At 66.0% G+C, this 25,928-nt stretch carries 28 protein-coding genes, 1 tRNA gene and 1 pseudogene; 13 read left to right on the plus strand and 17 right to left on the minus strand.

Annotated features, from left to right (window positions below; genetic code table 11):
* Positions 1 to 10: 10 nt before the first annotated feature.
* Positions 11 to 877: an N-formylglutamate amidohydrolase gene (locus L540_RS18550; RefSeq protein ID WP_043207628.1), complete on the minus strand. Its 867-nt coding sequence runs from the start codon at positions 875 to 877 to the stop codon at positions 11 to 13.
* 59 nt (positions 878 to 936) lie between these two features.
* On the minus strand, positions 937 to 1,920 hold the full coding sequence (locus L540_RS18555) for a tripartite tricarboxylate transporter substrate binding protein BugE (RefSeq protein WP_043207630.1): 984 nt from the start codon (positions 1,918 to 1,920) through the stop codon (positions 937 to 939).
* 144 nt (positions 1,921 to 2,064) lie between these two features.
* Here L540_RS18555 and gcvA point away from each other — a divergent pair, with 144 nt between their 5' ends.
* From gcvA to L540_RS18570, 3 genes are all read left to right on the plus strand, one after another.
* Positions 2,065 to 2,985, plus strand: a complete 921-nt coding sequence (gene gcvA, locus L540_RS18560; protein ID WP_043207632.1) for a transcriptional regulator GcvA — start codon at positions 2,065 to 2,067, stop codon at positions 2,983 to 2,985.
* A gap of 8 nt (positions 2,986 to 2,993) precedes the next feature.
* Entirely contained in the window at positions 2,994 to 4,106 is a 1,113-nt protein-coding gene (gene mnmA, locus L540_RS18565; protein ID WP_043207634.1) for a tRNA 2-thiouridine(34) synthase MnmA, read from the plus strand.
* An 88-nt stretch (positions 4,107 to 4,194) separates the two neighbouring features.
* Positions 4,195 to 5,016, plus strand: a complete 822-nt coding sequence (locus L540_RS18570) for a sulfite exporter TauE/SafE family protein (protein WP_043207636.1) — start codon at positions 4,195 to 4,197, stop codon at positions 5,014 to 5,016.
* Positions 5,017 to 5,078: 62 nt separating this feature from the next.
* Here the strand turns inward: L540_RS18570 and L540_RS18575 are convergent, their stop codons facing one another.
* Positions 5,079 to 5,687, minus strand: a complete 609-nt coding sequence (locus L540_RS18575) for a glutathione S-transferase N-terminal domain-containing protein (protein ID WP_043207637.1) — start codon at positions 5,685 to 5,687, stop codon at positions 5,079 to 5,081.
* 141 nt (positions 5,688 to 5,828) lie between these two features.
* Between L540_RS18575 and purB the strand changes: the two genes are divergently transcribed.
* Together purB and L540_RS18585 are read left to right on the plus strand one after the other, a co-directional pair.
* Positions 5,829 to 7,205 carry an adenylosuccinate lyase gene (purB, locus tag L540_RS18580; protein ID WP_043207639.1) on the plus strand — a complete coding sequence of 459 codons (1,377 nt, stop codon included), beginning with the start codon at positions 5,829 to 5,831 and terminating at the stop codon, positions 7,203 to 7,205.
* 61 nt (positions 7,206 to 7,266) lie between these two features.
* Positions 7,267 to 7,710, plus strand: coding sequence for a c-type cytochrome (locus tag L540_RS18585; protein ID WP_043207641.1), 444 nt, complete (start codon positions 7,267 to 7,269; stop codon positions 7,708 to 7,710).
* A gap of 65 nt (positions 7,711 to 7,775) precedes the next feature.
* Here L540_RS18585 and L540_RS18590 read toward each other — a convergent pair whose 3' ends face one another.
* Complete coding sequence (locus L540_RS18590; RefSeq protein ID WP_043207642.1) at positions 7,776 to 8,450, minus strand: cytochrome b/b6 domain-containing protein; 675 nt, start codon at positions 8,448 to 8,450, stop codon at positions 7,776 to 7,778.
* Between the two features lie 57 nt (positions 8,451 to 8,507).
* Positions 8,508 to 8,789, minus strand: coding sequence for a hypothetical protein (locus L540_RS18595; protein WP_043207644.1), 282 nt, complete (start codon positions 8,787 to 8,789; stop codon positions 8,508 to 8,510).
* A gap of 577 nt (positions 8,790 to 9,366) precedes the next feature.
* Between L540_RS18595 and L540_RS18600 the strand changes: the two genes are divergently transcribed.
* The 5 genes from L540_RS18600 (at position 9,367) to L540_RS18620 (ending at position 12,947) form a co-directional block, all read left to right on the plus strand.
* On the plus strand, positions 9,367 to 10,134 hold the full coding sequence (locus L540_RS18600) for a DUF3053 family protein (protein ID WP_048026640.1): 768 nt from the start codon (positions 9,367 to 9,369) through the stop codon (positions 10,132 to 10,134).
* A complete protein-coding gene (locus L540_RS18605; RefSeq protein ID WP_043207646.1) occupies positions 10,131 to 11,237 on the plus strand; it encodes an AI-2E family transporter in 1,107 nt (368 codons plus the stop codon). The genes L540_RS18600 and L540_RS18605 overlap by 4 nt, the downstream gene beginning before the upstream one ends.
* A 24-nt stretch (positions 11,238 to 11,261) precedes the next feature.
* Positions 11,262 to 11,897, plus strand: coding sequence for an isochorismatase family protein (locus tag L540_RS18610; RefSeq protein WP_043207648.1), 636 nt, complete (start codon positions 11,262 to 11,264; stop codon positions 11,895 to 11,897).
* 19 nt (positions 11,898 to 11,916) lie between these two features.
* Complete coding sequence (gene speG, locus L540_RS18615; RefSeq protein WP_043207650.1) at positions 11,917 to 12,504, plus strand: spermidine N1-acetyltransferase; 588 nt, start codon at positions 11,917 to 11,919, stop codon at positions 12,502 to 12,504.
* Between the two features lie 65 nt (positions 12,505 to 12,569).
* A complete protein-coding gene (locus L540_RS18620) occupies positions 12,570 to 12,947 on the plus strand; it encodes a hypothetical protein (RefSeq protein WP_043207652.1) in 378 nt (125 codons plus the stop codon).
* On the opposite strand, the gene L540_RS18625 is transcribed toward L540_RS18620, so the two are convergent.
* The 7 genes and pseudogenes from L540_RS18625 to L540_RS22020 form a co-directional block, all read right to left on the minus strand.
* Positions 12,944 to 14,299: a diguanylate cyclase gene (locus tag L540_RS18625; RefSeq protein WP_043207654.1), complete on the minus strand. Its 1,356-nt coding sequence runs from the start codon at positions 14,297 to 14,299 to the stop codon at positions 12,944 to 12,946. The two genes, L540_RS18620 and L540_RS18625, sit on opposite strands and share 4 nt — an antisense overlap.
* A gap of 37 nt (positions 14,300 to 14,336) precedes the next feature.
* A complete protein-coding gene (locus L540_RS18630) occupies positions 14,337 to 15,494 on the minus strand; it encodes a GGDEF domain-containing protein (protein ID WP_131726013.1) in 1,158 nt (385 codons plus the stop codon).
* 699 nt (positions 15,495 to 16,193) lie between these two features.
* Positions 16,194 to 16,610, minus strand: a complete 417-nt coding sequence (locus tag L540_RS22015) for a gas vesicle protein (RefSeq protein WP_231584892.1) — start codon at positions 16,608 to 16,610, stop codon at positions 16,194 to 16,196.
* A gap of 121 nt (positions 16,611 to 16,731) precedes the next feature.
* A complete protein-coding gene (locus L540_RS18640; RefSeq protein WP_043207655.1) occupies positions 16,732 to 17,115 on the minus strand; it encodes a YkvA family protein in 384 nt (127 codons plus the stop codon).
* A gap of 48 nt (positions 17,116 to 17,163) precedes the next feature.
* Positions 17,164 to 17,598, minus strand: a complete 435-nt coding sequence (locus L540_RS18645; protein ID WP_043207656.1) for a hypothetical protein — start codon at positions 17,596 to 17,598, stop codon at positions 17,164 to 17,166.
* A 9-nt stretch (positions 17,599 to 17,607) separates the two neighbouring features.
* A complete protein-coding gene (locus L540_RS18650) occupies positions 17,608 to 17,811 on the minus strand; it encodes a hypothetical protein (protein WP_043207658.1) in 204 nt (67 codons plus the stop codon).
* A gap of 98 nt (positions 17,812 to 17,909) precedes the next feature.
* A pseudogene (locus L540_RS22020) lies at positions 17,910 to 18,104 on the minus strand (cold-shock protein); the annotation flags it as partial.
* A 633-nt stretch (positions 18,105 to 18,737) separates the two neighbouring features.
* Here L540_RS22020 and L540_RS18660 point away from each other — a divergent pair.
* The gene (locus L540_RS18660; RefSeq protein WP_043207660.1) at positions 18,738 to 18,941 is read left to right on the plus strand and encodes a cold-shock protein; all 204 of its coding nucleotides are present in this window, start codon (positions 18,738 to 18,740) and stop codon (positions 18,939 to 18,941) included.
* A gap of 73 nt (positions 18,942 to 19,014) precedes the next feature.
* On the opposite strand, the gene L540_RS18665 is transcribed toward L540_RS18660, so the two are convergent.
* The 4 genes from L540_RS18665 to egtD form a co-directional block, all read right to left on the minus strand.
* Positions 19,015 to 19,218 (minus strand): type II toxin-antitoxin system HicB family antitoxin, encoded by a 204-nt coding sequence (locus tag L540_RS18665; RefSeq protein WP_053073244.1) that lies wholly within the window; start codon positions 19,216 to 19,218, stop codon positions 19,015 to 19,017.
* A gap of 294 nt (positions 19,219 to 19,512) precedes the next feature.
* A tRNA-Met gene (locus L540_RS18670) sits at positions 19,513 to 19,589 on the minus strand.
* 98 nt (positions 19,590 to 19,687) lie between these two features.
* Positions 19,688 to 21,007 carry an ergothioneine biosynthesis protein EgtB gene (gene egtB / locus L540_RS18675; protein ID WP_043207662.1) on the minus strand — a complete coding sequence of 440 codons (1,320 nt, stop codon included), beginning with the start codon at positions 21,005 to 21,007 and terminating at the stop codon, positions 19,688 to 19,690.
* Positions 21,008 to 21,017: 10 nt separating this feature from the next.
* Positions 21,018 to 22,028 (minus strand): L-histidine N(alpha)-methyltransferase, encoded by a 1,011-nt coding sequence (egtD, locus tag L540_RS18680; RefSeq protein WP_082149696.1) that lies wholly within the window; start codon positions 22,026 to 22,028, stop codon positions 21,018 to 21,020.
* A 260-nt stretch (positions 22,029 to 22,288) separates the two neighbouring features.
* Here egtD and L540_RS22025 point away from each other — a divergent pair, with 260 nt between their 5' ends.
* Together L540_RS22025 and cls are read left to right on the plus strand one after the other, a co-directional pair.
* Positions 22,289 to 22,855: a hypothetical protein gene (locus tag L540_RS22025; protein ID WP_231584893.1), complete on the plus strand. Its 567-nt coding sequence runs from the start codon at positions 22,289 to 22,291 to the stop codon at positions 22,853 to 22,855.
* Positions 22,843 to 24,207, plus strand: coding sequence for a cardiolipin synthase (gene cls / locus L540_RS18690; protein WP_043207664.1), 1,365 nt, complete (start codon positions 22,843 to 22,845; stop codon positions 24,205 to 24,207). Before L540_RS22025 ends, cls begins: the two co-directional genes overlap by 13 nt.
* Positions 24,208 to 24,217: 10 nt before the next feature.
* Here cls and L540_RS18695 read toward each other — a convergent pair whose 3' ends face one another.
* Complete coding sequence (locus L540_RS18695) at positions 24,218 to 25,876, minus strand: FMN-binding glutamate synthase family protein (protein ID WP_043207666.1); 1,659 nt, start codon at positions 25,874 to 25,876, stop codon at positions 24,218 to 24,220.
* Positions 25,877 to 25,928 lie beyond the last annotated feature (52 nt).

Consider the following 25,928-nt stretch of genomic DNA (forward strand, 5'->3'; position numbering starts at 1 on the left):
CCGTCCGGCGTCAGGCCGTCTGCGCGCGCGTCCAGTCGACCAGCGCGGCGGTCAGTCCGCGCAAGTCCGATTTGAGCCGGGCGTAGCCGTCGTTGGGGCGCAGGCTGACTTCATCCATGTACAGCTTGCGGTTGATCTCGATCTGCAGGCTGTGGCGGCCCTGGGCCGGGCGGCCGAAGACGCGCACCAGTTCGACGCCCTTGTAGGGATCGTTGACCGTCACGTTGTAGCCGCGCTCGCGCAGCCACTGGGCGACGAATTCGCGGAAAGCCGGGTCGCTGGTCGACCCATCACGGTCGCCGAGCACGAAATCGGGATGCACCAGGCCCGGGCGGTCGGTGGCGAAGGCGCCGGCCACGCTGGGCATGGAGTGGCAGTTGATGTGCCAGACCTTGCCGAAATGGGCGTGGACCTGGTCCAGCACCTCGGACAGCTTGGCGTGATAGGGCTTCCAGCAGGCTTCGATGCGATGCCGCACTTCGTCGGCCGAGAGCTTGCGGTCGTAGAGCGGCGTGCCGTCATCGAGCATGCGCCAGATCAGGCCCTTGCCCAGTCTGACCTTGGGCGAATCGCTCATCGGGCCGTCCCAGGGACCATCGAGCAACAGCGGATCGACTTCGTCGGCCGAGCGGTTGGCGTCGATATAGGCGCGCGGGAAGCTGGCCGCGATCAGCGGCACGCCCAGGTCGATGGCGTCGCCCCAGAGGTCATCCACCCAGGTGTCTTCCGCGGTCCGCAGGGCGCCGGGATCGACCGAGGGCGCGAAATCCGGCGGGTAGGTCGTGCCGCTGTGAGGCGAATCGAGCACCAGGGGCGCGGCTTGCGGAAAACGCTGCGGCAGGTCGAGGCGGTAGGACAGGGGATGGATGATAGGCATGACAAGGGGTGCTGCGAAAATAAGAGAGGTCCCCGCGCCGGGCGGGGACCGAAGACCGCTTAGTCGATCTTCACGTTGGCTTCTTTGGCGACGCGCTTGTTCTTGGCGATTTCGTCGGAAATCTGCTTGGCGAACTCAGCGGGCTTGTTGCCCACGGGCGCGGCGCCCAGACCGTTGAGGCGGCCCTTCACATCGGGGTCGGCGCTGACCTTGGCCACGGCGGCGTAGAGCTTGTCCGTGATGGCCTGCGGCAGCTTGGCCGGGCCGACCAGGCCGAACCAGGAGGAATCGTTCACCGGGGTCAGGCCGACTTCGGCGAAGGTCGGGACGTCGGGCAGGTTGGCCACGCGCTGCGGGGCGGCCACGGCCAGGGCGACCAGGGCGCCGGACTGGATGTGGGGCAGCGAGGAGGGCAGGTTGTCGAACAGCACGTCGACCTGGCCGGCCAGCGTGTCGTTCAGGGCCGGGCCCACGCCGCGGTAGGGGACGTGCATCAGGTCCACGCCAGCGGACATCTTGAACAGCTCGCCCATCATGTGCGAGACCGAACCGTTGCCGGCCGAGGCGTAGGTGATCTTGCCCGGCTGGCTCTTGGCCAGCTTGACGAAGGCGTCCATGTTCTTGGCCGCGACCTTGGGATTGATGGACATCACATTGGGCACGGCCGCCAGGTTCGAGATGGGCGTGAAGTCTTTCTCGGCGTCGAATGCCAGATTGGAATAGATGGCCGGATTGATGCCATGGGTCGACACGGTGGCGATGCCCAGCGTGTAGCCGTCCGGCGCGCTGTTGGCGATAAAGGCCGAACCGATCGAGCCGCCGGCGCCGCCGCGGTTTTCCACCACCACGGTCTGGCCCAGTTCCTTGCCCAGCTTGTCGGCGAACAGGCGGCCGACGATGTCGGTCGTGCCTCCGGGCGGGAAGGGCACGATGAGACGGATGGGCTTGGTCGGGTAGCTGTCTTCGGCGTGCACGGCGGTGAACGGGGCCGCCAGGGCGGCGGCGGCCAGGGACAGGCCCAGGATGAGGTTGCGACGTTGCATGAATTCCCCTGAATTGGCGTGGGTCTTTAAGACTGACTCCGAATTCTGAAAGCCCCGGGCCGGTTTGCGCAAACGAAAGATTCTCCGTAAGCTATTACTTTTTTTCATGCCAGAGGTGTAAGCATTTCTGGCCGAGTATTGCCCATGCGCCGATTCTGCCCCTCGCTTACCGACCTGCAGGCCTTTGAAGTGGCCGCCAGGCATAGCAGTTTCACTCGCGCCGCCCAGGAGCTCTGCGTGACCCAGGGGGCGGTCAGCAAACAAGTGAAACATCTTGAGGAATTTGTCGGTGTTGAATTATTCCTACGCATCAGGCAAGGCCTGGTCCTGACCGAGGCGGGGCGCAGCTACCTCAAACAAGTGCAGGCCGGCCTGAGCCAGATCGAGGCGGCGACCGTGGAGCTCATCGCCCACCAGGGCAAGGGCGGCACGCTGCGCCTGACCTCCATGCCGACCTTCGGCGCCCGCTGGCTCATCCCCAGGCTGACGGCCTTCCGGCGCCTGCGGCCGGACATCCATGTGGAGTTCCTGCCGCACCGCCAAGGGTATGACTTTTCCACGCCCGAGCTCGACGCGGCGGTGCGCTTCGGCGAAGGCGTGTGGCCGGGCAGCGGGGCCGATTACATCGTCGGCCGCGAGATCCTGCCGGTCTGCAGCCCCCGCCTGATTCCCCAGGCCTGCGACGAGGCCGGCGACCTGATGCGCTACCCCCTGCTGCACCATACCTCGGCGCTGGAGGGCTGGCGCGACTGGTTCGAGCAGGCCGGCTGCGATACGCGGCGCGCCCTGGAGGGCGCGCGCTTTGACCAGTATTCCCTGTTGTCGCAGGCCGCGGCGGCCGGTTTCGGGATCGCGCTCATTCCGCGCTGCCTGATCGAAGACGAACTGCGCGACGGCAAACTCATCGTTCCCATCCAGTTGCCGATCCGCGCGCGCCAGGGCTACTACCTTTGCTATCCGGAGCAGAAAGCCAGCTCGCCCACCTTGCAGGCCTTCCGCTCCTGGCTCATGGAAGTCTCGCGCGCGGCGGAACCGGTGCCGGATGACACGGCGCCCTTAAAATAAGCAGCATCATGGTTCAGACATCACACAAGAAAGGCCGCGTCGTGGTCGGCATGTCGGGCGGGGTGGACTCCTCGGTCACCGCCTGGCTGCTCAAGCAGCAAGGCTACGAGGTCGTCGGCCTGTTCATGAAGAACTGGGAGGACGACGACGATTCCGAATACTGTTCGACCCGCCAGGATCTCCTGGACGCGGCCAGCGTGGCCGACCGGGTCGGCGTGGAATTCGAGTACGTCAATTTCGCGGCCGAATACAAGGATCGCGTGTTCGCCGATTTTCTGCGCGAGTATTCCGCCGGCCGCACGCCCAATCCGGACGTGCTGTGCAATGCCGAGATCAAGTTCAAGGCCTTTCTGGATCACGCCATGGCGCTGGGCGCCGAGCACATCGCCACGGGCCACTATGCGCGCGTGCGCGCGGTCGACAGCCAGCGCGGCCGGCGCTTCCAGCTGCTCAAGGCGCTGGACGGCTCCAAGGACCAGAGCTATTTCCTGCACCGGCTGAACCAGGCCCAGCTGGCGCGCACGCTGTTTCCGCTGGGCGAGCTGCACAAAACCGAAGTGCGGCGCATCGCCCACGAGATCGGCCTGCACAATGCGGCCAAGAAAGACTCCACGGGCATCTGCTTCATCGGCGAGCGGCCTTTCCGCGAGTTTCTCAACCGCTACCTGCCCACCGCTCCCGGCCCCATCCTCACGCCCGAGGGCAAGCGCCTGGGCCAGCATCACGGCCTGGCGTTCTACACGCTGGGCCAGCGCAAGGGCCTGGGCATAGGCGGGGTCAAGGGCCAGCAGCGCGAGGACGGCACGGCCGACGCCTGGTACACCGCCCGCAAGGACCTGAAGAACAACGCGCTCTACGTCGTTCAAGGCCATGACCATCCCTGGCTGCTGTCCAAGACCCTGCAGGCGCAGGACGTCAGCTGGATAGACGGCCAGGCGCCCGAGGCCGGCGACTATGCAGCCAAGACGCGCTATCGCCAGGCCGATGCGGCCTGCCGCCTCAGCCCGGAATGCGAGGGCTTTTCGCTGTCCTTCGTCCAGGATCAATGGGCGGTCACGCCCGGCCAGTCCGCCGTGCTGTATGACGGCGAGGTCTGCCTGGGGGGCGGCATCATCCGCTGATTATTTTTTGCGCCGGCGCCCGGACCTCGGGGGAGGCGGGCGCCGCCGCGCTCGCGCCGGTTCCATCAAAAACGAGAGGAGAACAGAAGTGGATGTGACGATGGTGATTTGCCTGCTCATTCTGGGCGGGGTGGTCGGCTTCGCCGCCGGCCTGCTGGGCATAGGCGGCGGCATGGTGCTGGTGCCTTTCCTGACCATGTTGTTCAGCTGGAAGGGCGGCATGCCCGCGGACATGATCGTGCATGCGGCCATTGCCACGTCCATGACTTCGATTCTCTTTACCTCCGTCTCCAGCGTGCGCGCCCATCAGAAAAAGGGCACCATCGACTGGAAGATCGTCTTTGCCATGGCGCCGGGCATCATCGTCGGCGGGCTGCTCTCGGGCGGAGCGGCCTTTGCCGCCATCAGCACCGCCTGGCTGTCATTGTTTTTCGCCGTGTTCGTCGGCTATTCGGGCTGGAGCATGCTGCGCAATAAAAAACCCAAGCCCAGCCGGCAGATGCCGGGCATCGCCGGCACGACGGCCGCCGGCGCCGGGATAGGCTTTATTTCGGGCCTGGTGGGCGCGGGCGGCGGTTTTCTGTCCGTGCCATTCATGGTCTGGTGCAATGTGTCGCTGCTGGCGGCGGTGTCGACCTCGGCGGCGCTGGGCTTTCCGATCGCGCTGGCCAATAGCGTGGGCTATGTGGTCTCCGGCCTGGCCGAAGGCGTGCAGCGTCCGGGGATGCTGGGCTTTATTTACTGGCCCGCGCTGCTGGCGCTCATTTGCACCAGCGTGCTGACCGCGCCGGTGGGCGCCCGCCTGGCGCATCGCCTGCCCGTGGCCACGCTCAAGCGCGTCTTCGCCGGGCTGTTGTTCTGCCTGGCCGCCTATATGCTGCTCAAGGCCTGGCAGGCTTTCATGGCCTGAGGCGGGGCCGGCGCAAAAAAAAGCCCGGGCGGTCGCCCGGGCGGTTCTGGCCGAGGCCGGCTTCAGGTCGGCGGCAGGGTGTCGACGAACGAGGCGCGGGCCGCCAGCTTGTCGTGCAGGCGCGCCAGGTTGGCGTGTTCGGCGCGCCAGTCCAGGCTGGCGAAGCGCAGGTCCAGGTAACCGAGCCCGCAGCCCACGGCGATATCGGCCAGCGTGTAGTTCACGCCCATGCAGTGCGCGTTATCGCCCAGGCTGCTGTCCATGGCGCGCAGGGCGGCGCGGATCTTGCCGTACTGGCGTTCGATCCATTCGGGGCTGCGTTGCGCTTCCGGGCGCTGGTTTTCCTTGACGATGGTCACGCAGGCGTCGAGCAGGCCGTCGGCGATCGCCTCCCAGCACTTGACTGCCGCGCGCTCGCGGCCGGATTGCGGAATGAGACGCGCGACGGGCGACAGCGTGTCCAGATATTCGACAATGACGCGCGAATCGAAGAGGGCGCCGCCATCCTCCATGACCAGGCAGGGCACCTTGCCCAGCGGATTGAATTGCTGGATCTGCGTATCGGGGGACCAGACGTTTTCGAGTTCCAGCTGGTAGTCCAGCTTTTTCTCGGCCATCACGACGCGAACTTTGCGCACGTAGGGGCTGGTAAGCGAACCGATAAGTTTCATGGAGTTATAGGAGAGTCGGAAAGCGGCCGCAGTATAGCAGGCTGGGCCGCCCTCGCGGGGCCGTGGGGGGCGGGCGTCACAGTGTTACATGACCGGGATGATAAAATCGGAACCCGCTTTCAACCGCCATTTTTTCCGATCATGCAGATTGCCGACCAGCTTACCCAACTCAATGCCCTTTCGCCACTGGATGGGCGCTATGCATCGCGCGGCGATGCCTTGCGGGGGCTGCTGTCCGAGGCCGGCTTCATGGCGCACCGCGTCGAAGTCGAGGTGGCCTGGCTGGTGGCCCTGTCGGATGCCGGCCTGCCCGAACTGGCCGCTTTTTCCGCGAACGCCCGCGCCCGCCTGGCGCGCCTGGTGAGCGACTTCTCGGAGGCCGACGCCGAGCGCATCAAGGAAATCGAGCGCGTGACGAATCATGACGTCAAGGCGGTCGAGTATTGGCTCAAGGAGCGCGTGGCCGATGACGCCGAACTGGCGCGGGCGGCGGAGTTCATCCACTTCGCCTGCACCTCGGAAGACATCAACAATACCTCGCACGCCCTGATGCTCAGCCGCGCCCGCGACCAGGTCGTGCTGCCGCGCCTGCGCGAAGTGCTGGCCAAGCTCAATGCGCTGGCGCTGGCCAATGCCGAGCAGCCCATGCTGTCGCGCACGCACGGCCAGCCGGCCAGCCCGACCACCCTGGGCAAGGAGTTCGCCAACGTGGCCGCGCGCCTGTCGCGCGCCATCGCCGCCATCGAGGCGGTCGAGCCGCTGGCCAAGCTCAACGGCGCGACCGGCAACTACAACGCCCACCTGTCGGCCTATCCGGAAATCAACTGGCCCGAGTTCAGCCGCAAGGTATTGGCCGGCCTGGGCCTGACCCAGAACCGCCACACCATTCAGATCGAACCGCATGACTGGATGTCGGCGCTGTTCGACGCCGTGACGCGCGCCAATATCATCGTCCTCGACCTGGACCGCGATATCTGGGGCTATATCGCCCTGGGCTATTTCAAGCAGCGCCTCAAGGAGGGCGAGGTCGGCTCCTCGACCATGCCGCACAAGGTCAACCCGATCGACTTCGAAAACTCCGAGGGCAACCTGGGCCTGGCCAATGCCGTGTTGCGTCACCTTTCGGACAAGCTGCCTGTGTCGCGCTGGCAGCGCGACCTGACCGACTCGACGGTGCTGCGCAACCTGGGCGTCGGCTTTGGCTACTGCCTGGTGGCCTGGGATGCCTGCCTGCGCGGCCTGAACAAGCTGGAGGTCAACACGGCGGCCATCGGTGCCGACATCGACGCCTGCTGGGAAGTGCTGGCCGAGCCGGTGCAGACGGTGATGCGCCGCTATGGCCTGCCGCAGCCCTACGAGCAGCTCAAGGCCCTGACCCGCGGCAAGGGCATCACCGAGACCGCGCTGCGCGAGTTCATCGCCGGCCTGGCCTTGCCGGCCGACGCCAAGCAGCGCCTGCTGGAAATGACGCCGCGGAGCTATGTGGGGCTGGCCGTCGATCTGGCCCGGACGGTATAGTGTGCGCACGCCGGTGCGGCCCTGAGCACACCGGCGATTCGCCCCGTCTCAGGAGATCCCCATGAAGAAGTTGACCGCCCTCATTGCCCTGGCCTGTACGGCCGCGGCCATGCCGGCCGCCGCGCAGTTTGCCAAGCCCCAAGACGCCGTCAAGTACCGCCAGGCCGCCCTGACGGTGATGGCTTCGCATTTCAGCCGCATGCAGCCGGTGGTGCGCGGCCAGGCGCCCTATGACGCCGCGCAGATCAAGGCCAATGTCGACATCCTCAAGACGCTGGCCGCGCTGCCCTGGGCCGGCTTCGGCCCGGGCACCGAAGGCGGCGACGCCAAGCCCGAAGTCTGGAGCAATGCGGCCGACTTCAAGGACAAGCAGCAGCGCCTGATCGACAACGTCGGCAAGCTGTCGGCGGCGGCCGACAGCGGCGATCTGGCCAAGGTGCGCGCCGCCTTTGGCGACGTTGGCGCCAGCTGCAAGGCCTGTCACGATGTCTATCGCAAGAAATAAAGCCCCGGCAAAACGATAACGCCCCGCAAGGGGCGTCATCGTTTTTGGGGCGGCCCATCCCGGGCCTAGAAGGCGGGCGCGCTCTCCAGGCCGAGCAGCCAGAGCGCCACGGCGGCGCAGCACAAGGCGATGAGCAGGGCGCGCAGGCGCATGCCCAGGTCATCGCGCGCCGGCGCGGCATCGGCGGGCAGCTCCCCGGCGGGCGCATCGCCCGTGACCATGGCCCGCAGCAGCGGCCGGCGCTTGACGCCGGCATACCACAGCAGGGCCAGCAGGTGCAGCCCGACCAGGGCGATCAGCACCCACTCATTGGCCTTGTGCAGGCTGGTCAGGGTGGAGGCCAGGCCTTCGTCGACGCGGTCATAGAGCGGACCCTGGATCATGATGTCGTCGCTGGCGAACAGGCCGCTGACGGCCTGCAAGCCGAAGGCCAGCAGCATGGCGATGACCGAGAGGGCGCCCAGCGGATTATGGCCCGCGGTGCGCAGGCCGCCGCGCAGATAGGCGGCGACGGCGCGGGGGCCGCGCAGGAATTGCGAGAAGCGCGCATAGCGCGAGCCGAACAGGCCCCACAGCACACGAAAAAGAATGAGGCCCAGGGTCGCCAGCCCGAAGCGCACATGCCATTCCATGTACAGGCCGCCCAGCTTGACGGTGATGAAGGCGCCCAGCACGCAGGCCGCGAGGGCCCAGTGGAACAATCGGGTCGGCAGGTCCCAGATGCGCAGCGTGGAGGGCATGGGGCGGGCGGCGGGCGGTTTCAGACGCGGCCAATGTAACACGCCCGGCGACAGCGATCAGGCCGACAGCCTGCGCTGCCGGGCCACCGGCTCGATGCGATGCACATGCTCGTGGCGAAAGCGGATGCGCTCGCCGCGGTTCGTGCCGCAGGGACGGATGACTTCGGTCGTATAGGTGGTCGTGCCGTTGATGGGCGCGTTGTAGATGACGGCGGCGCGGATGGCCTTGCCGTCGGCCAGCTTCAGGTGCACCACGTCGCCCACGTTGATGGGCATGTCGTCCAGTTTGGAATGGGCCGGACGGCGCACCAGGTCTTGAATGTTGAACAGCGTATTCATATGTTTTCCTCGTTCAATTTTTTTTATGGAAACACGGCTCCGGTCGCCCGGACAGCGTACTTCTATGCCGGCGCACATCAGATGCGTCGGAATCCGTCCTTGGTGGACGAACGATTGCGGGACGTGAGTTTCCCGAGGGGGTCGTACGCGATAATCCGGCGGGAGGCCACACACTGGCCGCCGGCGGACAAACCGCGGATTAACGAAAGCGCCTGCGCTGCGGCTGGCATGGCCGGCCGAGGGAGGCGATATCGATGCAAAGGCCGCCTGTATAAATATTGGATGTGGCGGGACCAGACAGCATCGACGTGGGGGCGGACGGGGATCATGCAAGGGCCGATCCGTGGACAGCATTGTCCGCCTGTCAGTTTGTCGCCCGGTAGGGCTGCTGACATCATGCGCGCCATGGCTAAACCATAAACGCGCGTGGTCAATCTATCTATAGTAGAGATAAGTCTTTGTTTTGTCAAGCCTTGTTGTGACATCAGGCTTCGTTGGCAACAAAATGCCCGCCGCGCCGGGCCGGGGGACGGCTTGGGCTAAGCTCAGGGATCTTCTTTCCCGGATAGACGTCTACTTGCTGTCCCTTTTTTCTTTCCCTCCGTTTCGGCGGCGGCCGGGCGGGGCGCCGCGCGCCGTGCTGGCGGCCTGCCTGGCGCTGGGCTTGCAGGCTTGCACCCAGCACGAGCCCGAGGAGCGGGCCGCGTTCATTCACTGGCTGCGGGAGGCTGGCGGGGCCGCGCCTGACGCGGCAACCCTCGAGCATTTCGGGGACTACGCCAGGCAATACGCGGTGATTGGCGATTACCAGCAGGCCTTGCGGCGCGCGGCCGGGACGATCCGCCAGGCGCTGGCCGCGCTGCCGGTGCATGCCCTGGAAGACCTGTCGGCGCGCCGCGAGCGTCTGCAGGCCTTGCGCGCCAGCCTGCACCGCGACCAACAGGACCTGGAGCAGGCCTATCGGCAGGCCCTTTCCCAGCGCGCCGATCTATTGCAGGCCGCCGATCTCAAACAGGCCTACGACCAGGCCTTCGAGCGCCTGGTGATCGGCCGGCAGGCGGCCATCGGCCCGCTGTGGGACCTGCTGGAAGCGCCGCTGTCCCTGTCGCTGAAGGTGGCCGATTTTGCCGCCGTGCACCAAGACCAGATCGCCACCTTCGGTTCGCTGACCCAGGTGCGCGATCCTTCGGTGCGCGATGCCCTCAATGACCTGCTGGCGGCGCTCAATGCGCAGTCGCGCGCCCTGGAGCAGGCGGCCGCGCTTTGCGCCGCCCAGGCCTGGTGTCCGAGCGGGCCGGCCTCGCCTACAATGGCGCCCGCGCCCCGTATTCAGGACGACTCATGACGCAATCGCCTCTTTTGCACAGCCGGACCTTCATCGGGCTGCTGATCGCCGTCTCCCTGGCGTTCATCTGGCTGCTGTGGCCCTTCTATGGCGCGGTGTTCTGGGGCACCATCCTGGCCATCATCTTCTCCCCCTTGCACCGCAAGCTGGCGCGGCGCCTGGCGCCGCGCAACAATCTGGCCGCGCTGCTGTCGCTGTGCCTGGTGCTGCTGGTGGTGATCCTTCCGCTGATCGTGATCACCGGCTCGCTGGTGCAGGAGGGCGCCAACCTCTATCAACGCATCCGTTCGGGCTCGCTGAACTTCGGCGCCTATTTCCAGCAGGTCATGGACGCCATGCCGCCCATGGTGCACGAACTGCTGGCGCGCTTCGACCTGGCCGACCTGGGCAGCATCCAGGAAAAGCTTTCGGCTGGCGCCATGCAACTGAGCCAATTCCTGGCCACGCAGTTGGTCAATATCGGGCAGGACACGGCGCAGTTCCTGGTGAGCTTCGGCGTCATGCTCTATCTGCTGTTCTTCCTGCTGCGCGACGGGCCGCGCCTGTCGCGCAGGCTGCGCCGCGCCGCGCCGCTGGACGAGGCTTACAAACAGCACCTGTTCCGCAAGTTCACCACCGTCGTGCGCGCGACGGTCAAGGGCAATATCGCCGTGGCCGCCGTGCAGGGGGCGCTGGGCGGCCTCATCTTCTGGGCGCTGGGCATCCAGGGCGCCTTGCTCTGGGGCGTCATCATGGGCTTCCTGTCCCTGTTGCCGGCCGTGGGCGCCGGCTTGATCTGGGCGCCGGTGGCCGTCTATTCCCTCGTGACGGGCGCCATCTGGCAGGGCGTGGTGCTCATCCTGTTCGGCATCCTGGTCATCGGCATGGTCGACAATGTGCTGCGGCCCATTCTGGTGGGCAAGGACACCAAGCTGCCGGACTACGTCATCCTCATTTCGACGCTGGGCGGCATGGCCTTGTTCGGCCTGAACGGCTTTGTCATCGGACCGCTCATCGCCGCGCTGTTCGTGGCCTGCTGGGACCTGTTTTCGCCGCCCGATCCCGACGATCTGGCCAAGGACGCCGAAAGCCTGCCGCAGGGCCGCGACCGCGCCGAATCCTGATATCAAGCCCCCCGGGGGTGCCGGATGTTGTTGCCAGGCCGCGTGGCGGCTTTCGATGTAGACGCCCAGAAGGGCTTCACCCCTTTGTGTCCGGACGAGCTGCCGGTTCCGCGCGGCGATGAAATCGTCGCCGAACTCAATGCCCAGGCGCGCTTTGCCTGCTGGCGCCTGGGCTCCAAGGACGCGCACAGCCCCTACGCCATCTGGCGCGCGACGGCCGACAAGCCCATGTTCACGCCCTTGGACGCGCCGCATGCGGACACGCATTGGGACATGCACTGCGTGCCGGGCACCAAGGGCTTCGAATTGCTGGACGGCCTGCCCCGGCCGGCCGACTACGATTTTTTCGTCTGGAAGGGGGTGGAGCCCGATATGCATCCCTACGGAGCCTGCTACCATGATCTCGCGGAGCGCCGCTCGACCGGCGTGCTTGAGTTTCTCAGGAGCCGGGACGTGCAGGCCGTCATCGTCGGCGGGCTGGCGCTCGATTACTGCGTCAAGAGCACGGCGCTGCAGCTGCGCCGCGCGGGCCTGGACGTGATCGTCAACCTCGCCGCCTGCCGGGCCATCGCGCCCGACACGGCGCGCCAGGCCATGGAGATGTTCGCCCGCGCCGGCGTGCGCACGCTCGAACGAGCGGCCTTGCTGCGGCGGCCTTGACGACCCCAAGGAGAATGGCATGACAGCCACTGCCAGCGACATCCAGCTGCGGCCGCTCGAACGCGGCGATCTGCACTTCGTGCATGCCCTGAACAACAATGACGCCATCATGCGCTATTGGTTCGAAGAGCCCTACGAGGCCTATGACGAGCTGATGGCGCTCTACGACAGGCATATCCATGACCAATTCGAGCGGCGTTTCATCGTCGAGCGCGAGGCTGGCCAGATGGTGGGCCTGGTCGAACTGGTCGAGATCAACCATATCCACCGCCGCGCGGAATTCCAGATCATCATCGCGCCCGGCTTCCAGGGCCATGGCTATGCCAAGGCCGCCACGCGGGTGGCCATCGGCTACGCCTTCCGGGTCCTCAATCTGCATAAAGTCTATCTGGTGGTCGACAAGGACAATCTGGCGGCCGTGCATATCTACAAAGCCTGCGGGTTTTCGGTGGAAGGGGAGCTGCGCGAGGAATTCTTCTCCAACGGCCGCTATCGCGATGCCTATCGCATGAGCATCCTGCAATCCGATTATCTGCGCGCCTATGGCAGTATTCCGGAGCATGCTTCGGTATTGCGCGACTGGCTGCCGGAATCGCCGCCGGCCTAGCGGGGGCGGCAGGCCGGGCGCGCTATTGGTATATTGCGCAGTGGGTATTTCCCCAGGAGAAGACTATGAGCGTTGCGCGTTTTGTCGCGGTGTCGATATTGGGATTGGCGGGGATGACGGCGGTCCAGGCGGCTCCGCCCGTGTTTCTCAACCACACCATCATCAATAACATCTCCAAGAGCGACCGCCCTCAGTTCCAGGAGGCGGTGGCCGCCGCGCTGAACCAGTCGGCGGATGGGCAGACCACCCGCTGGACCAGCACGGCCACGCGCCGGCAGCCCGCCATCGAGGTGAGCCTGACGCCGCGCCAGACGAGCACGACCTCCAAGGCCAATCGCTGCCGCCAGCTCGAAGCGCGCGTGGCCCAGGGCACGGGCAAGGAAGACTGGACGTTCTGGTTCTGCCAGCAGCCCTCCGGCGCCTGGCGCGCCAGCACCAATTAATCGGCCAGCACGCAGGTGTTGCGGCCCCGCGCTTTGGCCGCATAGAGCGCGCCATCGGCGCGCTTGAGCAGGCGCTGGTAGTCGGGATGGCCGTCGTGGGCGGCCACGCCTACGCTCATGGTCACGCGCCGCTGTGAGCCGTCCGGCAGGGCCAGCGTCCTGCCGGCCAGGCGCTGGCGCAGGTTTTCCGCCACATGCCGTGCCTGGTCGGCATTGGCGTCGACCAGCACCACCAGAAACTCCTCCCCGCCCAGGCGAAAGGCATAGTCGCCGCCCCGGCTATACGTCGAAATGAGGGTGGCGACCTGCTGCAGCACGAAATCGCCGGCATCGTGCCCATGCTCGTCGTTGACGTTCTTGAAGTGATCGATGTCGACCATCAGCACCGCCAGCGGCGAGCCGGTCTTGCGCGCATAGGCGACTTCCTTGCTCATCACCACGTGCAGGAATTTCCGGTTGAGCAGATGGGTCAGCGTGTCCCGTCCTGACTCCAGGTGGTTGGCCTTTTCGAACAGGATGTCCAGCAGGTAGGCGATGGCCCTGGTGGCGTCGCGCACGGCGTGCAGCAGGCCGATGCGGTCCGGCGCATCCGCCGCATCCAGCAGGCGGTCCACCGCCTCGATCCGCAGGCGCGCGGCCTCGGCCTCCTTGGCGCCCTCGAACGCATGCTCGGCCTTGTGTGTGAACCACAGGCCGAATTCCGACTTGCGCAGGCGCGGCAGGCTTTGGGCGCTGTCGCCCACGGACAGGCCGAAGAGCAGCTGGTTTTCCCAGTCCAGCAGGGCCGCGCGCTGGCGCTCTTTCTCGGTGCCGATGTTCTGGGACAGGCTCAACAGGCGATAGCCTTCTTCGGCGCGGGCATTGCGATCATGCGAGCTGGCATAGGCCAGCGACATGAGCTCGATGGCGAACAGCATGATTTCGCCCAGATAGCTGGACAGCGGCCAGCGCAGCGTCTGCTCAACGGCGGGGTCGTCGGCCAAGGTGGCGCGCATGCGGCGTATCAGCATGCGCGTGCCCTGCATCACCAGGTGGATGGGGATGTCGATGCGGGCGTGCACCTGGCCCACGCGCTGCTGGAAGGCGACGGCCGCTTCGTAGTCATGATGCACCGCGGCGCCGAACACCGAGCGCAGCCAGGCTTGCAGGGAGGCGTGCAGTTTCTGGCGGACCAGCTGGTCGGAAAGAAAATACGCGGCCGCTTCGTCGGCCAGCATGCTTTCGTAGAAAGCATCGGCGAGCTCGTGCGCCTGTTGGTCGACGCGCGCATGGGCCAGGGTGAGGATGTCGCTTGGGTATGGCGCGCAGGTTTCCTTCCAGCGCAGCACGAACGTATCGATAGGGAGTTTCAAAACGGGGCGTAGTAAAAGAAGAAAGGCCGCGACGCGCTCAGGCGGCGGCCGACTGCAGCACCACCTGGTTGCGGCCGTCGCGCTTGGCCTGGTAGAGCAGGGTGTCGGCGCGCCGCATCCAGAGGGAGACGGTATCGCCGGGTTGTAGCATAGTCAGGCCGGTGCTGGCGGTGATCACGTGGTTCTCGTCCAGTTCGGCGATGCGGGTCTCGGCCAGCACGCGGCTCAGGCGCTGCGCGAGCAGATAGGCCGCGGACAGCTCGGCCGGCACGACAATGGCGAATTCCTCTCCGCCCACCCGGCCTGTCAGCGCGTCATCGCCCGCGCAGTCGCGGATCAGGCTGCTGACCACGCGCAGCACATGGTCGCCCACCGCATGGCCATAGCGGTCATTGATGGACTTGAAGTGGTCGATATCGATGAGCAGCAAGGCATAAGGCCGCTGCCTGGCGCGCGCGATCAGGGTCTCTAGGCGCTCGTCGAGCGCGCGCCGGTTCCACAGGCCGGTCAGGCCGTCGAGGTCTCTATCGTCGCGCAGCCGCGTGATCATGTCGGCCAGGCTGGCCGCGAACAGCAACAGGGCCAGCACCAGCCCGGTGAGCACCAGCGTCAGCTGCAGGATGAACCAGAACGCCAGGCTGCCGAAGACTTGCGGCACGAAATAGGCGGGCAGGGCGAGCGTGAGCAGCGTGCGGGCAAAGAAACTCAGCGCGAACAGCGCAAACACCCAATAGACCGTCTTGTCGATATGGCTGGCGCGCCGCGCGCGCCGGATACGCCAGGCGGCGGTGCACAGGATGGCGCCGATGCCGAAATTCAGGACATAGCTGCGCGCATCCGCATCGGGCGCGACATAACAGAAATACGCCACGGCCATCCAGATGGCCAGGCAGGCAAGCGCCAGCGGATAGCCCGCATGCTGGTCGTAGCGCCGCAACAATCCTTCGGTCATGCAGGCGATGCTCAGCAGATAGATCGCCGCGGGGATGGTGACGTTCAGGTCGCGGTCCTGCGGCCATTGCAGGATCTGCATGGCCGCGCCGGCCGCGTAGAGCAGGAAGGCGCCTGCCAGCAAGGCGAGATAGGCGCGGCGATCCAGGAACTTCCAGATGCACAGGAAGCTTCCCGAGATGACCAGGGCGATGGCGGGGCTGCCCAAGGTAAGCACCTGGGTAGCGCTTAAGTTCAGAGTCACGGCGAAGAGCCAGGGAGAGCGCCACGCGGGAGGTGGCGGAGCTGCGGAAAGACTAGGTCTTCGCGATGACGTCGTGCCGGACCCAAAGCCGCCGGCGGGCCCGGTGAGCCAGTAATCGCGCGCGCGGCGCGCAAGCCAAGTCCAGCAGAACCAGCGGATTACGATCCATCAACGACTCCCGGGAGAGATAGGCGAGCTTGCTTGGTGGTGTCGGCCACCCGTGATGCCCGCAACGGGCCCCGCGCCTGCGGCGGGGACGCCGGTGTCCGCTGCAAGCCGGCAGGACCGGATCGCGCGACAGGCGGCGCGGGGGAGTTCCCCAGGGCATCGAATGTTTTTGCCGGCTTCGAAATAATAATTTCTCGCTGGCAGCAGAAGCGCAGCTGCTAATCGTAGCGCAGTCGCCGCGGGATTTATATAGATGCTTGAAGCCTATATTAAATTTTCCCGTTTTGCCGGCCGGCCAGTAAGTAATATAAGTCCTTGCTTTCGCGGGAAAAATTTCAAAAGTTTCAATAAAAATGAAAAACGCGAATGCCGTCGGGCGATGTTTTCATCCGTGCTCGCAAGATAACGCAATTGTCTGCATTGAAATGAAAATATGGGAATCAACCAATCATTATTGGAATTATTATGACAGCACGGTGAGGCTATATCGGGGTTATCCCTGGATGTCGCAAAACTGACAGGCCCCGTGGTTTATTGCGGCTGCAATTGCCCCAGCACGAAACCATCGACCTCGGCCAGCCGGCCGCGCCAGAGCGTCGGCTGCAGGCTGATGGGCTCGCCGTCCGTGGTGAAGAACAGCGCGCCGTCCAAATGAATGTAGTTGGGCAAGGGGTCGACGGGCTGCGGCTGGCGAAAGACATCGCCCAGTTCGGCCAGGGCGCGCCGCACGCTCTCCCTGTCCGCGGCCGAATCCACCTCGCCAGCGAAGTTGTCGGCAAAGCGATCGAAATAGGCGGCGCCCGAGATGATGGTGCCGCCCACCAGGAGGCCTCCCATCTGCAGCGTAACGCCGATGCCGCGCAGGGCGCCGCCGCTGTTCACGAGATTGACCAGAAACTGCAGAAAAGCGTCGGCGCGCGGCGCTTCGGGTTGGGGCAGGGATGACATGCCTGGCCTCATGGGGTTGGAGATGCGCCATTATCGAAGCGCCATGCCCCTGCCCAATGCCTGGATCAGACCGGAAATTGCCGGCCAATCCGCGCCACTCGCGGCGCGGCGCCCGCTGACGTCAGGACCGGACAAACCAGGCCCAGGCCGCCGCGGCGATGGCCGCCCAGAGCAGCACGATCATCACGGCGCCCGCCCGGCTGCGCAGCCTGCCCGCCTTGGATTGCGTCCAGGCATCCGCCTCCTGGCGCGCCTGCGCCAGCACGTCCTTGGGCAGCAGGCGCACCGCCAGCCAGATCAGGCCAGGCAGCAGGATGGCGTCATCCAGATAGCCCAGGATAGGAATGAAGTCCGGGATCAGGTCGATGGGGCTCAAGGCATAGGCGACCGCGAACAGGCCGACCGCCTTGGCGTACCAGGGCGTGTCGGGATGCTTGACGGCGAACCAGAGCGTCAAACCGTCACGTTTGATGCGTTTGGCCCAGGTCTGGATGATCTTGCGCATGATATTGCAAGCGGAGGCGGGTCCGCCGCCATTATGCGCCGGTCGGCTTCAGCCCGCCCGCTTGATGGCGATATCGACATGGATGCCGCGGTCCAGGTCGGCGCCCGGCGCATCCAGCCATCGCGGCAGTCTGGCCAAATACTGCCGCAGTTCGGCTTTTTCAAGCTGCCGTGCAATATCTTCGAGCAACTCCGTTCGTGTGCGGAAGCCCTTTTGCCGGTCATCGCGCATGCCCAGCAAATAATGCAGGTCCGGTTCGGCGCCTTCTATCAGGCCCAGTTCCAGTACCTCGCCCTGCTCGGTGCGCACCAGAATCGTCTCGCCGCGGGCATACAGACGATAAACGTGCCAAGGCGAAGCGATAGCCGGATGCGCCGAGCCTGCCCTGCGGGTCTGGCCGTGCTCGGGCAGGCGTTGCGCCGGCGGGAGCAGCCTCACGCAGGCCTGCCCGATGCGGGCGACGAAGGATTTCAGCTTGCTCAAGATGCGCCCTCAGTCTTTTATCTTCGTGCGCAGATGGGTTTCGAGTCCGCTCCAGGTGCGTTGGGCGACGGGCTGCGTGGCCTGGAACCAGAGTTCGGCCAGTTGGATGCAGGGGATGACCGGCACGTCGTGCAGATAGGCCCAGAGCGTTGCGATCTTCCTGGCTTCCTGGCTCTCGGCGATGATTTGCCGGCCGCTATGCGCGCCGCGCATCACGAGCGCGCGCCCTGCGCGTGCCGCGGTTCGGTATCGCCGGCCTCGGCATCCGTTTCATCAGATTGCCGTTGGGCGATTTCCTCGCCTATCAGGCGGATGTGCGTGGCGTGCTCCCCTCGCGGGCTGTGGCCGATTTCATAGCTGACCCGCTGGTTGTCCCGCAGCACGTTGGTGCCGTCGTGCAACTCGACTTCCGAACCATGGGCAAAAATATCGTTGCCCCCGCCATCGGGGGCGATAAAGCCGAAGCCCTTGCTCGGGCTGAACCATTTGACTGTGCCGGTGTTCATGGTGTTCTCGCATGAATGCCTGCGTGCCCGGGCTTGCGCGTGGGCGCGGCCAGGGGATGGGCAGGCGTGGTGAAGAATTCGAACGCTTGCTTCGACACGCGCGCCAGGGGCGGTCGAGGCCCTGCCGGGATCAGTCGATATCGCGGTATGACGGCTGATGGCGGATGTCGTGTTGCTTTGGGGGCGCCGTTTGCGTGTCTTGCGCCGACGGCGCATCGGATGGCGGCAGGGGAGGGCTGTCGGAACCCGGCTTGAGGGGGAGTTGTTCGGGAGGAACCGCGGGCGTGGACGGATACAGCGGCGGCGGCGCGCGGTCGGGCCCGCCGTCTTTGGTATGGCCGGGCCCGAATCGAGTGGGGAATGGCATGGAGATCACCTTGGGTGTGATGTGATCATGATGATCACCATCCCACCATACGCGCTATTGATGGCGCACCCTAACGCTCAATTGAAACAGTCCTGGCGCTGAAACACGATACTGCTTGACTTGTGCGCCCCATGCGTCCACTGTGTCCATGGCTTGTCAAGCATCGTGATTCCTGTTCGGTTCTGCGCCCAGGCGCCTGTCCACCATCCTTTCCTTGATCGGCCTCTCTAGCTAGGGAGAGGTGTCCCTATATTCAAGGAAATAACATGCAAACCGGCATCGTTAAATGGTTCAGTGACGAGAAGGGCTTTGGTTTCATCATGCCCGAGAACGGTGGTCCCGATCTCTTCGCGCACTACACGGAAATCCAGGGCGAAGGCCATAAAGGCCTGGTCGAACAACAGCGCGTGAGCTACGTCCCGGGCCAAGGCCCCAAGGGGCCGATGGCGACCAAGATCACGCCGCTCTAAACGCTTTCAAACGGACCCGGGCGCCCGCGCGGCTTGACCGCGCGGCCTGACGCGCTCGCCGGCACGGCAAGCATTACCTCGTCGCCGGCCGGCGGCGAGGGGGCGGTACTCGGCGCTGGTCTTCGAAGCAGCAATGCAGAGCGACCAGAAGCGCGTCAGCGGCCATGGCTTCGGCTTTCTCGCGGGTCTGTCCGGCGGAAAGCGCTTCAGGGATGTCGCGGAAAGTCACCACGAAGCCGACGGTATCGGTTTCGATCTTTGCGGGGTAGCGCAGCATTGCCTGCATCCTATGGGATGCGGAGAATGCGAGCGCCAGGTAGGCAAAAGATTGCCAACCGCCTTTGCTGAGACGGCTTTGCGCGCCCGGGAAAATTGCTCGAAACAAAGCGGGTTTCGACGTGCGCCGGATGCTTGAGTCCTGGCTCGGGGCCGGCGTTCCGGTGGCAAGCCGGTCTTGCGCGGCGATTTCCGAATAAGCGGCATGCCCCTGGATATTGGACGCTATCTAATATTCCGTCCAAAACGCACCAAAGAAAAAAGCGCCCACTTACGTGGGCGCTCTCGAATTCCTTGGTGGCGCATCCCTGATTCGAACAGGGGACCTGCGGATTATGATTCCGTCGCTCTAACCGGCTGAGCTAATGCGCCATCTCGCGTCGATCCCGCAAAAGCAACCGCGTGATCAGCGAAGAACGAAATTCTAGCACAAAGATTTTTGCGTTTGCAAGAAGGCCGGCAAAAAACGTTCAGCTGTCTCGTGCCAGGCGGATGCCGCTGAATTGCCAGCGCGCTTCGGGCGGGAAGAAGTTGCGGTAGCTGGGGCGGATGTGGCGCTGGGGGGTGACGCAGGAGCCGCCCCGCAGGACGTATTGATTGCACATGAATTTGCCGTTGTATTCGCCGATGGCGCCGGGCGCGGGCTTGAAGCCGGGATAGGCGTCGTAGGCGCTGGCGGTCCATTCCCAGGCGTCGCCGATGAATTGCACGGGGCCGCCCGCCACGCCCGGGCGCGGGGCCGGGCAGGGGGCGAGGCGGCCGCTTTCGAGCAGGTTGGCGCGCGCGCCGGCGTGGCGGCGCGCGGCCAGTTCCCATTCGGCTTCGCGCGGCAGGCGCACGCGGGCCCAGCGGGCATAGGCATCGGCCTCGAAATAGCTGACATGGCAGACGGGCGCCTGGAGATCCAGGGGCTGCGGGCCCGCGAGGGTGAAGACCTGCCAATCGTCTTTCTGGCCCTGCCAGTAGAGGGGCGCGCGCCACCCGTAGGCGCAGACCATGTCCCAGCCTTGCGAGAGCCAGAGTTCGGGCCGGCGATAGCCGCCGTCCTGGATGAACGCCAGGTATTCATGCTGCGTGACCAGCCGATTGGCGAGATGAAAGGGCGGCAGAAGCACGTCATGGGCGGGCGCTTCGTTGTCAAAGGCAAAGCCCGGGCCACTGTGGCCAATGCGCGTCTGGCCTCCCGCGTAGTGCGTCCAGCCGGCCGGCGTGCCGGGCGGCAGCGCAACCGGGGCGGCGGGCTGGTAGGCGGGCAGCGTGGGGTTGCAGGACAGCAGATGCTTGAGATCGGTGAGGATGAGCTCCTGGTGCTGTTCTTCGTGGTTCATGCCCAGCTCGACGATGCCGCGCAGGGCCTCGTCATCGCCGCGCCGCGCCACGAGCGCGGCCACGGCCTGTTCGATGTCGTGCCGGTAGTCCATCACCTCTTTGAGGCTGGGCCGGGTGAGCAGGCCGCGCTGCGGGCGCGGGTGGCGCTCGCCCACGGCCTGGTAGTAGGAATTGAACAGCACGCGGTACTCGGGATGGCGCGGCCGGTAGCCCGGGTCGTGGCGGCCCAGCACAAAGGTCTCGAAGAACCAGGTGGTGTGCGCGAGATGCCATTTGACCGGGCTGCAATCCGGCATGGACTGGGCCTGGCAGTCTTCGGCGGACAAGGGCGCGGCCAGGGAGGCGGTCACGGCGCGCAACTGCAGCAGCCGCGCGGCCAGATCGGCTGGCTGGGCGTTGGACTGGGGATGGGTGAGCGCGCAGGCCGGCGCATCGGCGGCGAAATAGCGGGCGGGCGTCATGGCTGGCCTGTCAGCGGCGGGCATGAAACACGGTGAACCAGTCGCGCGTATCCGACCAGTGCCGGATGTTCCGGTAGCCGGCTTCACGCAGCAGGCCTTCGAAACCATCGATGGTGTATTTGTAGGAGTTCTCGGTGTGGATGGTTTCGCCGGGCGTGAAATGCCGGCGTTCGCCCGGCCAGGCCACGCGCACATCGCGCAGGGCGCGCAAATGCATTTCTACTCTTTGCTCGGCCTCGTTGTAGCGCGCGTGATGTTCCCAATCGCGGGCGTCGAAATCGCTGCCCAGCACATGGTTGACGTGGCGCAGCAGGTTGAGGTTGAAGGCCGCGGTCAGGTGCAGGGCGTCGTCGTAGGCCGGCTCGAGGATGTCGCGGGCTTTGACGCGGTCCACGCCGATCAGGATCTGGGCATCGAGGCTGGCGAGATTGCGCAGCAGGGCCAGCGCGCGCGCCGGGTCCAGGTTGCCGATGCTGGAGCCGGGAAAGAACACCAGCCTGCCGTCTTGGGCAAGCCGCGGAGGCAGCGTCAGGCCGGCGCTGAAATCCTGTTCGATGGGCACGATGTCCAGGTCGGGGTGGCCGCGCTTGAGGCGCTGGACGGCCTGCCCGAGATAGTCGACCGAGATGTCCACCGGCATATAGCATGCCGGCCGCAAGGCAGGCAGCAGTCTCTCGGCCTTGACGCAATCGCCCGCGCCCAGGTCGATGAGGGTGCGCACGGGCTGGGCAAGCGCGGCGATGTCCTGGTCGTGCGCGGCCAGGATTTCCGCTTCGCATCGCGTGGGGTAGTACTCCGGCAGCAGTGTGATCGCGCTGAACAGCGTCGAGCCCAGGGCGTCGTAGAGGTATTTGGGTTCGATGCGGGCGTTCGGGGCCAGCAGGCCCGCCTCCAGGGCCAGGTGTTCGGCCGGCGTGCCCGGGCGCGCGGCGGCCTGCTCGACCAGGCGCAGGCGGGCGGCGTGGGGCGCCGCGGTCTGGAGCGGCCGCGCTGGCTGCGGGTGCTTCTGCGGGTGGGCCATGATGGATTCCCTTTGAAGTCGCGCTGGACTGCCATTGTCGGCGGAGCGGCCAGGGAACTGTCAAGATTAAAGCGCTGATTGCAATGGACTTTTACGAAAAGTCCCGGGTTGCGCAGGCGTTGCATGCTGCAACACGGTCTTGCTGGGCGCGGGGCTGCCCGGGCGCTGGAAATAAGGCTTTACGGCTGGTTGCCAAACCAGAGGACTGGGGCCGGCGAGCACGACAGAATGGGGGTCAGGTAATGCCGCCAGGAGGCCATATGACTCGCATTGTGCTCGCGCGTTTTGACAGTATGGCATCGGCTCGCAGTGCGGCGCACGCCCTCGTCGCCGAGGGCATCAGCGAGCAGGCCGTGAGCCTGCTGCTGGAAGAGGGCAGCCAGCCGGTGCGCCGCCGCCGCGGGCGGGACCTCAATTCGCCTTCCGCATGGTACGGCGCCATTGCCAGCGCCGCGGCCCTGGCCACACTGGGCGCGATGCTGGGGGCCTTCGCGCTCTTGCTGCTGCATGAGGATGGCGCCGGGCTGATGCTGATCGGCGCGGCGGCGGGCGCTTATCTCGGGGCCGTGATCGGCACTGTCTGGGTGTTGCGCGGCGTGCGCCGCGCGCGCCGCCGGGCCGTGGAAGCCGAAGAGGAGGAAGTCAGCCACGGCGTGGTGCTGGCCGTGCAGATCCACCCCGACGAGGAGGCCGCCGTCCTGGGGCTGCTCAATGACGCGGGCGGCAGGCATATCCAGCGCCAGCAGCATATGGGCCGCGCCCCGGCCAGGTGGACGCCGCGCAATCCTGGCATGGGGCGGACCCGGCGCACACAATGGCAAAGCTGAGCGCGCGCTGCTGCCTGCCGCTGCTGCTGGCGCTGCTGGGGGCCTGCGCCTCGGTGCCCGGTCCCCAGGTGCTGCAGGAGCGCCGCGAGCAGGCGGGGCTGTCGGCCCAGTCGGCGCGCAGCAGCCAGCTCAAGGGCCAGGACCTGGCCGCGCGCGCGGGGGGCGATGCGCAGCGGGATTTCCTGAGGCAGCATCTGGCCGTGGAGAGCGCTATTTCGGGGGCGCCCCTGGTGGCGGGCAACCAGGTCCGGCTGCTGGCCGACGGCGAGGCGACCTACCGGGCCATGCTGCGCGCCATTGGCCAGGCGCGGCACTACGTCCATATGGAAACCTATATCTTCGACGCCGGACAGGCTGGCGAGGATTTCGTGGACGCGCTGATCGCGGCGCGCGGACGCGGCGTCGATGTCGCCGTCATGGTGGACGCCGTGGGCACGCTGCAAACGCCCCAGGCCTTGTTCAAGCGGCTGCGCGACGCCGGGGTGCAGGTGGCGGTATTCAATCCGGTCAATCCGGCGCGTTCGCGCAAGGGCTGGTCGCCCAACCAGCGCAATCATCGCAAGCTGCTGGTGGCCGACGGCGAGGTGGGGTTTGTGGGCGGCATCAACGTCAGCGACGTGTATGCCTCGGGCAGTTCGCCCGGGGACGGCCAGGCCCAGGCGCCCTGGCGGGATACCCATATGGAGATACGCGGGCCGGCCGTGGCGCAGATCGAGCAGGTGCTACTGGCCGGATGGCAATCCCAGGGCGGGCCGGTCCTGCGGGGCGGGCGTTTTCTGCGCGTGACGCCGCGCCAGGGCGATATGGTGGTGCGTATCCTGGCCAATGACCCGCGCAGCGCCGAGGGCTATACGGTCTACCTGACGCTGATGTCGGCCTTCGAGAGCGCGCGGCGCTCCATCCATATCACCATGGCCTATTTCGTGCCCGACCCGGCCTTTGTGCAGGCCCTGGCGCAAGCGGCGCGGCGCGGCGTGGACGTGGCGCTGATCCTGCCGGGCTTCAGCGACAGCTCCCTGGTCTGGCATGCGGGACGCTCCCACTACGAGACCTTGCTGCAGGCGGGCGTGACGATCTACGAGCGCCGCGATACCTTGCTGCACGCCAAGACGGCCATCGTCGACGGGGTATGGTCCACCGTGGGGTCCAGCAATATGGATTGGCGCAGCTTCGGCCTGAACTACGAGATCAATGCCGTGGTGCTGGGGCCGGCCTTTGCCCAGGAGATGGAGGCCCTGTTCCAGCGCGATGTGGCCGCTTCGGTGCGGGTCGATGTCGCGGCCTGGCGCGATCGCCCGGTGGGCGACCGCTTCATGGAGTTTTTTTCGCGCCTGTTCGAGCGCTGGCTGTAGGCGCGCCGCCTCAGGCGGTCTCGGCCTGGGCGTGGCGCAGCTCGGCCAGCGCGGTCGTGATGTCGGTGACGGGCTGGAAGGAATCGGGCGTGGCCATGCTCCAGCCCACCTTGAAGACGTTGTGGCGGAATTCGCCGCGCAGCAGTTCGCCGGGCGCGAGCTCGGGGAAAAGCGCCGATAGCAGCCGCACTTCGCTGGAGGAAATGCGCCGGGCGATGTGGTGGGTGCGCAGCTGGTTGGGATGGGTGAGCCCGGCGGCTTCCAGCAGTTCGGCCAGCGCGTGCAGGGTGTTCTTGTGAAAATGCGCCACGCGCTGGGCCTTGTCGGGCACCACCAGGGCGCGTTGCCGCAAGGGGTCTTGCGTGGTGACGCCGGTCGGGCATTTGCCGGTGTGGCAGGCCTGGGCCTGGATACAGCCGATGGCGAACATGAAGCCGCGCGCGGCATTGCACCAATCCGCGCCCATGGCCATGGCGCGGGCCATGTCGAAGGCCGTGATGATCTTGCCGGAAGCCCCGATGCGGATGCGGTCGCGCAGGTTGGCGCCCACCAGCGTGTTGTGCACCAGGCGCAAGGCCTCGCGCAGCGGCGTGCCCACGTGGTCCACGAACTCGACGGGGGCCGCGCCCGTGCCGCCCTCGGCGCCGTCGACGACGATGAAGTCGGGCGTGATGCCGGTCTTGAGCATGGCCTTGACGATGGCGAACCATTCCCAGGGGTGGCCCACGCACAATTTGAAGCCCACGGGCTTGCCGCCCGACAGCTCGCGCAGGCGCGCCACGAATTGCAGCAGGCCCACCGGCGTATCGAAGGCGCTGTGGCTGGAGGGCGAGTTGCAGTCCTGCCAGGCCGGCACGCCGCGCGCCTCGGCGATTTCGGGCGTGACCTTGCCGGCCGGCAGGATGCCGCCATGGCCGGGCTTGGCGCCTTGCGAGAGCTTGATCTCTATCATCTTGACCTGCGGCGTACAGGCGTTGCGCACAAAGGCCTCTTCCGAGAAATGGCCTTGTTCGTCGCGGCAGCCGAAATAGCCCGAGCCGATGTTCCAGATCAGCGCGCCGCCGGGCTGGCGGTGGTAGCGGCTGATGCCGCCCTCGCCGGTATCGTGGGCGAAATTGCCGATGCGCGCGCCTTCATTGAGCGCCAGCACGGCATTGGCCGACAGGGCGCCGAAGCTCATGGCCGACACATTGAAGGCCGACATGGAATACGGTTGGGCGCAGTCCGGCCCGCCGACCTGCACGCGGAAGTCCGGGTCGGCGATATGCGCGGGCGACATCGAGTGGTTGATCCACTCGTAGCGGTCGCCATAGACGTCTTCCTGGGTGCCGAAGGGGCGTTTGTCGATCTCCTGCTTGGCGCGCTGATAGACGATGGAGCGTTGCGCGCGCGAGAAGGGCGCGGCATTGGTGTCGTCTTCGAGAAAGTACTGGCGTATCTCCGGCCGGATGAACTCGAACAGGAAGCGCAGATTGCCGATGACCGGGTAGTTGCGCCGGATGGCATGCCGTGTCTGGACCATGTCGTAGACACCCAGCAGGCTGAGCGCGGCCAGGGGCAGGGCGGCCCAGAGCCAGCCAGGGCCGCGCAGGCCGGCCAGCACGAAGCTGAGGGCGGCGCCGATCAGGATGAGGGCGAAGGCCGTATAGCGGCCGGCGATCCAATGCATATGCCACTCCGAAGGACGGGGTTGCCGCCAACCTTAACAGAATCCTCGGGCC

The sequence above is a fragment of the Bordetella pseudohinzii genome (genome assembly GCF_000657795.2).
GTDB lineage: Bacteria > Pseudomonadota > Gammaproteobacteria > Burkholderiales > Burkholderiaceae_B > Bordetella > Bordetella pseudohinzii.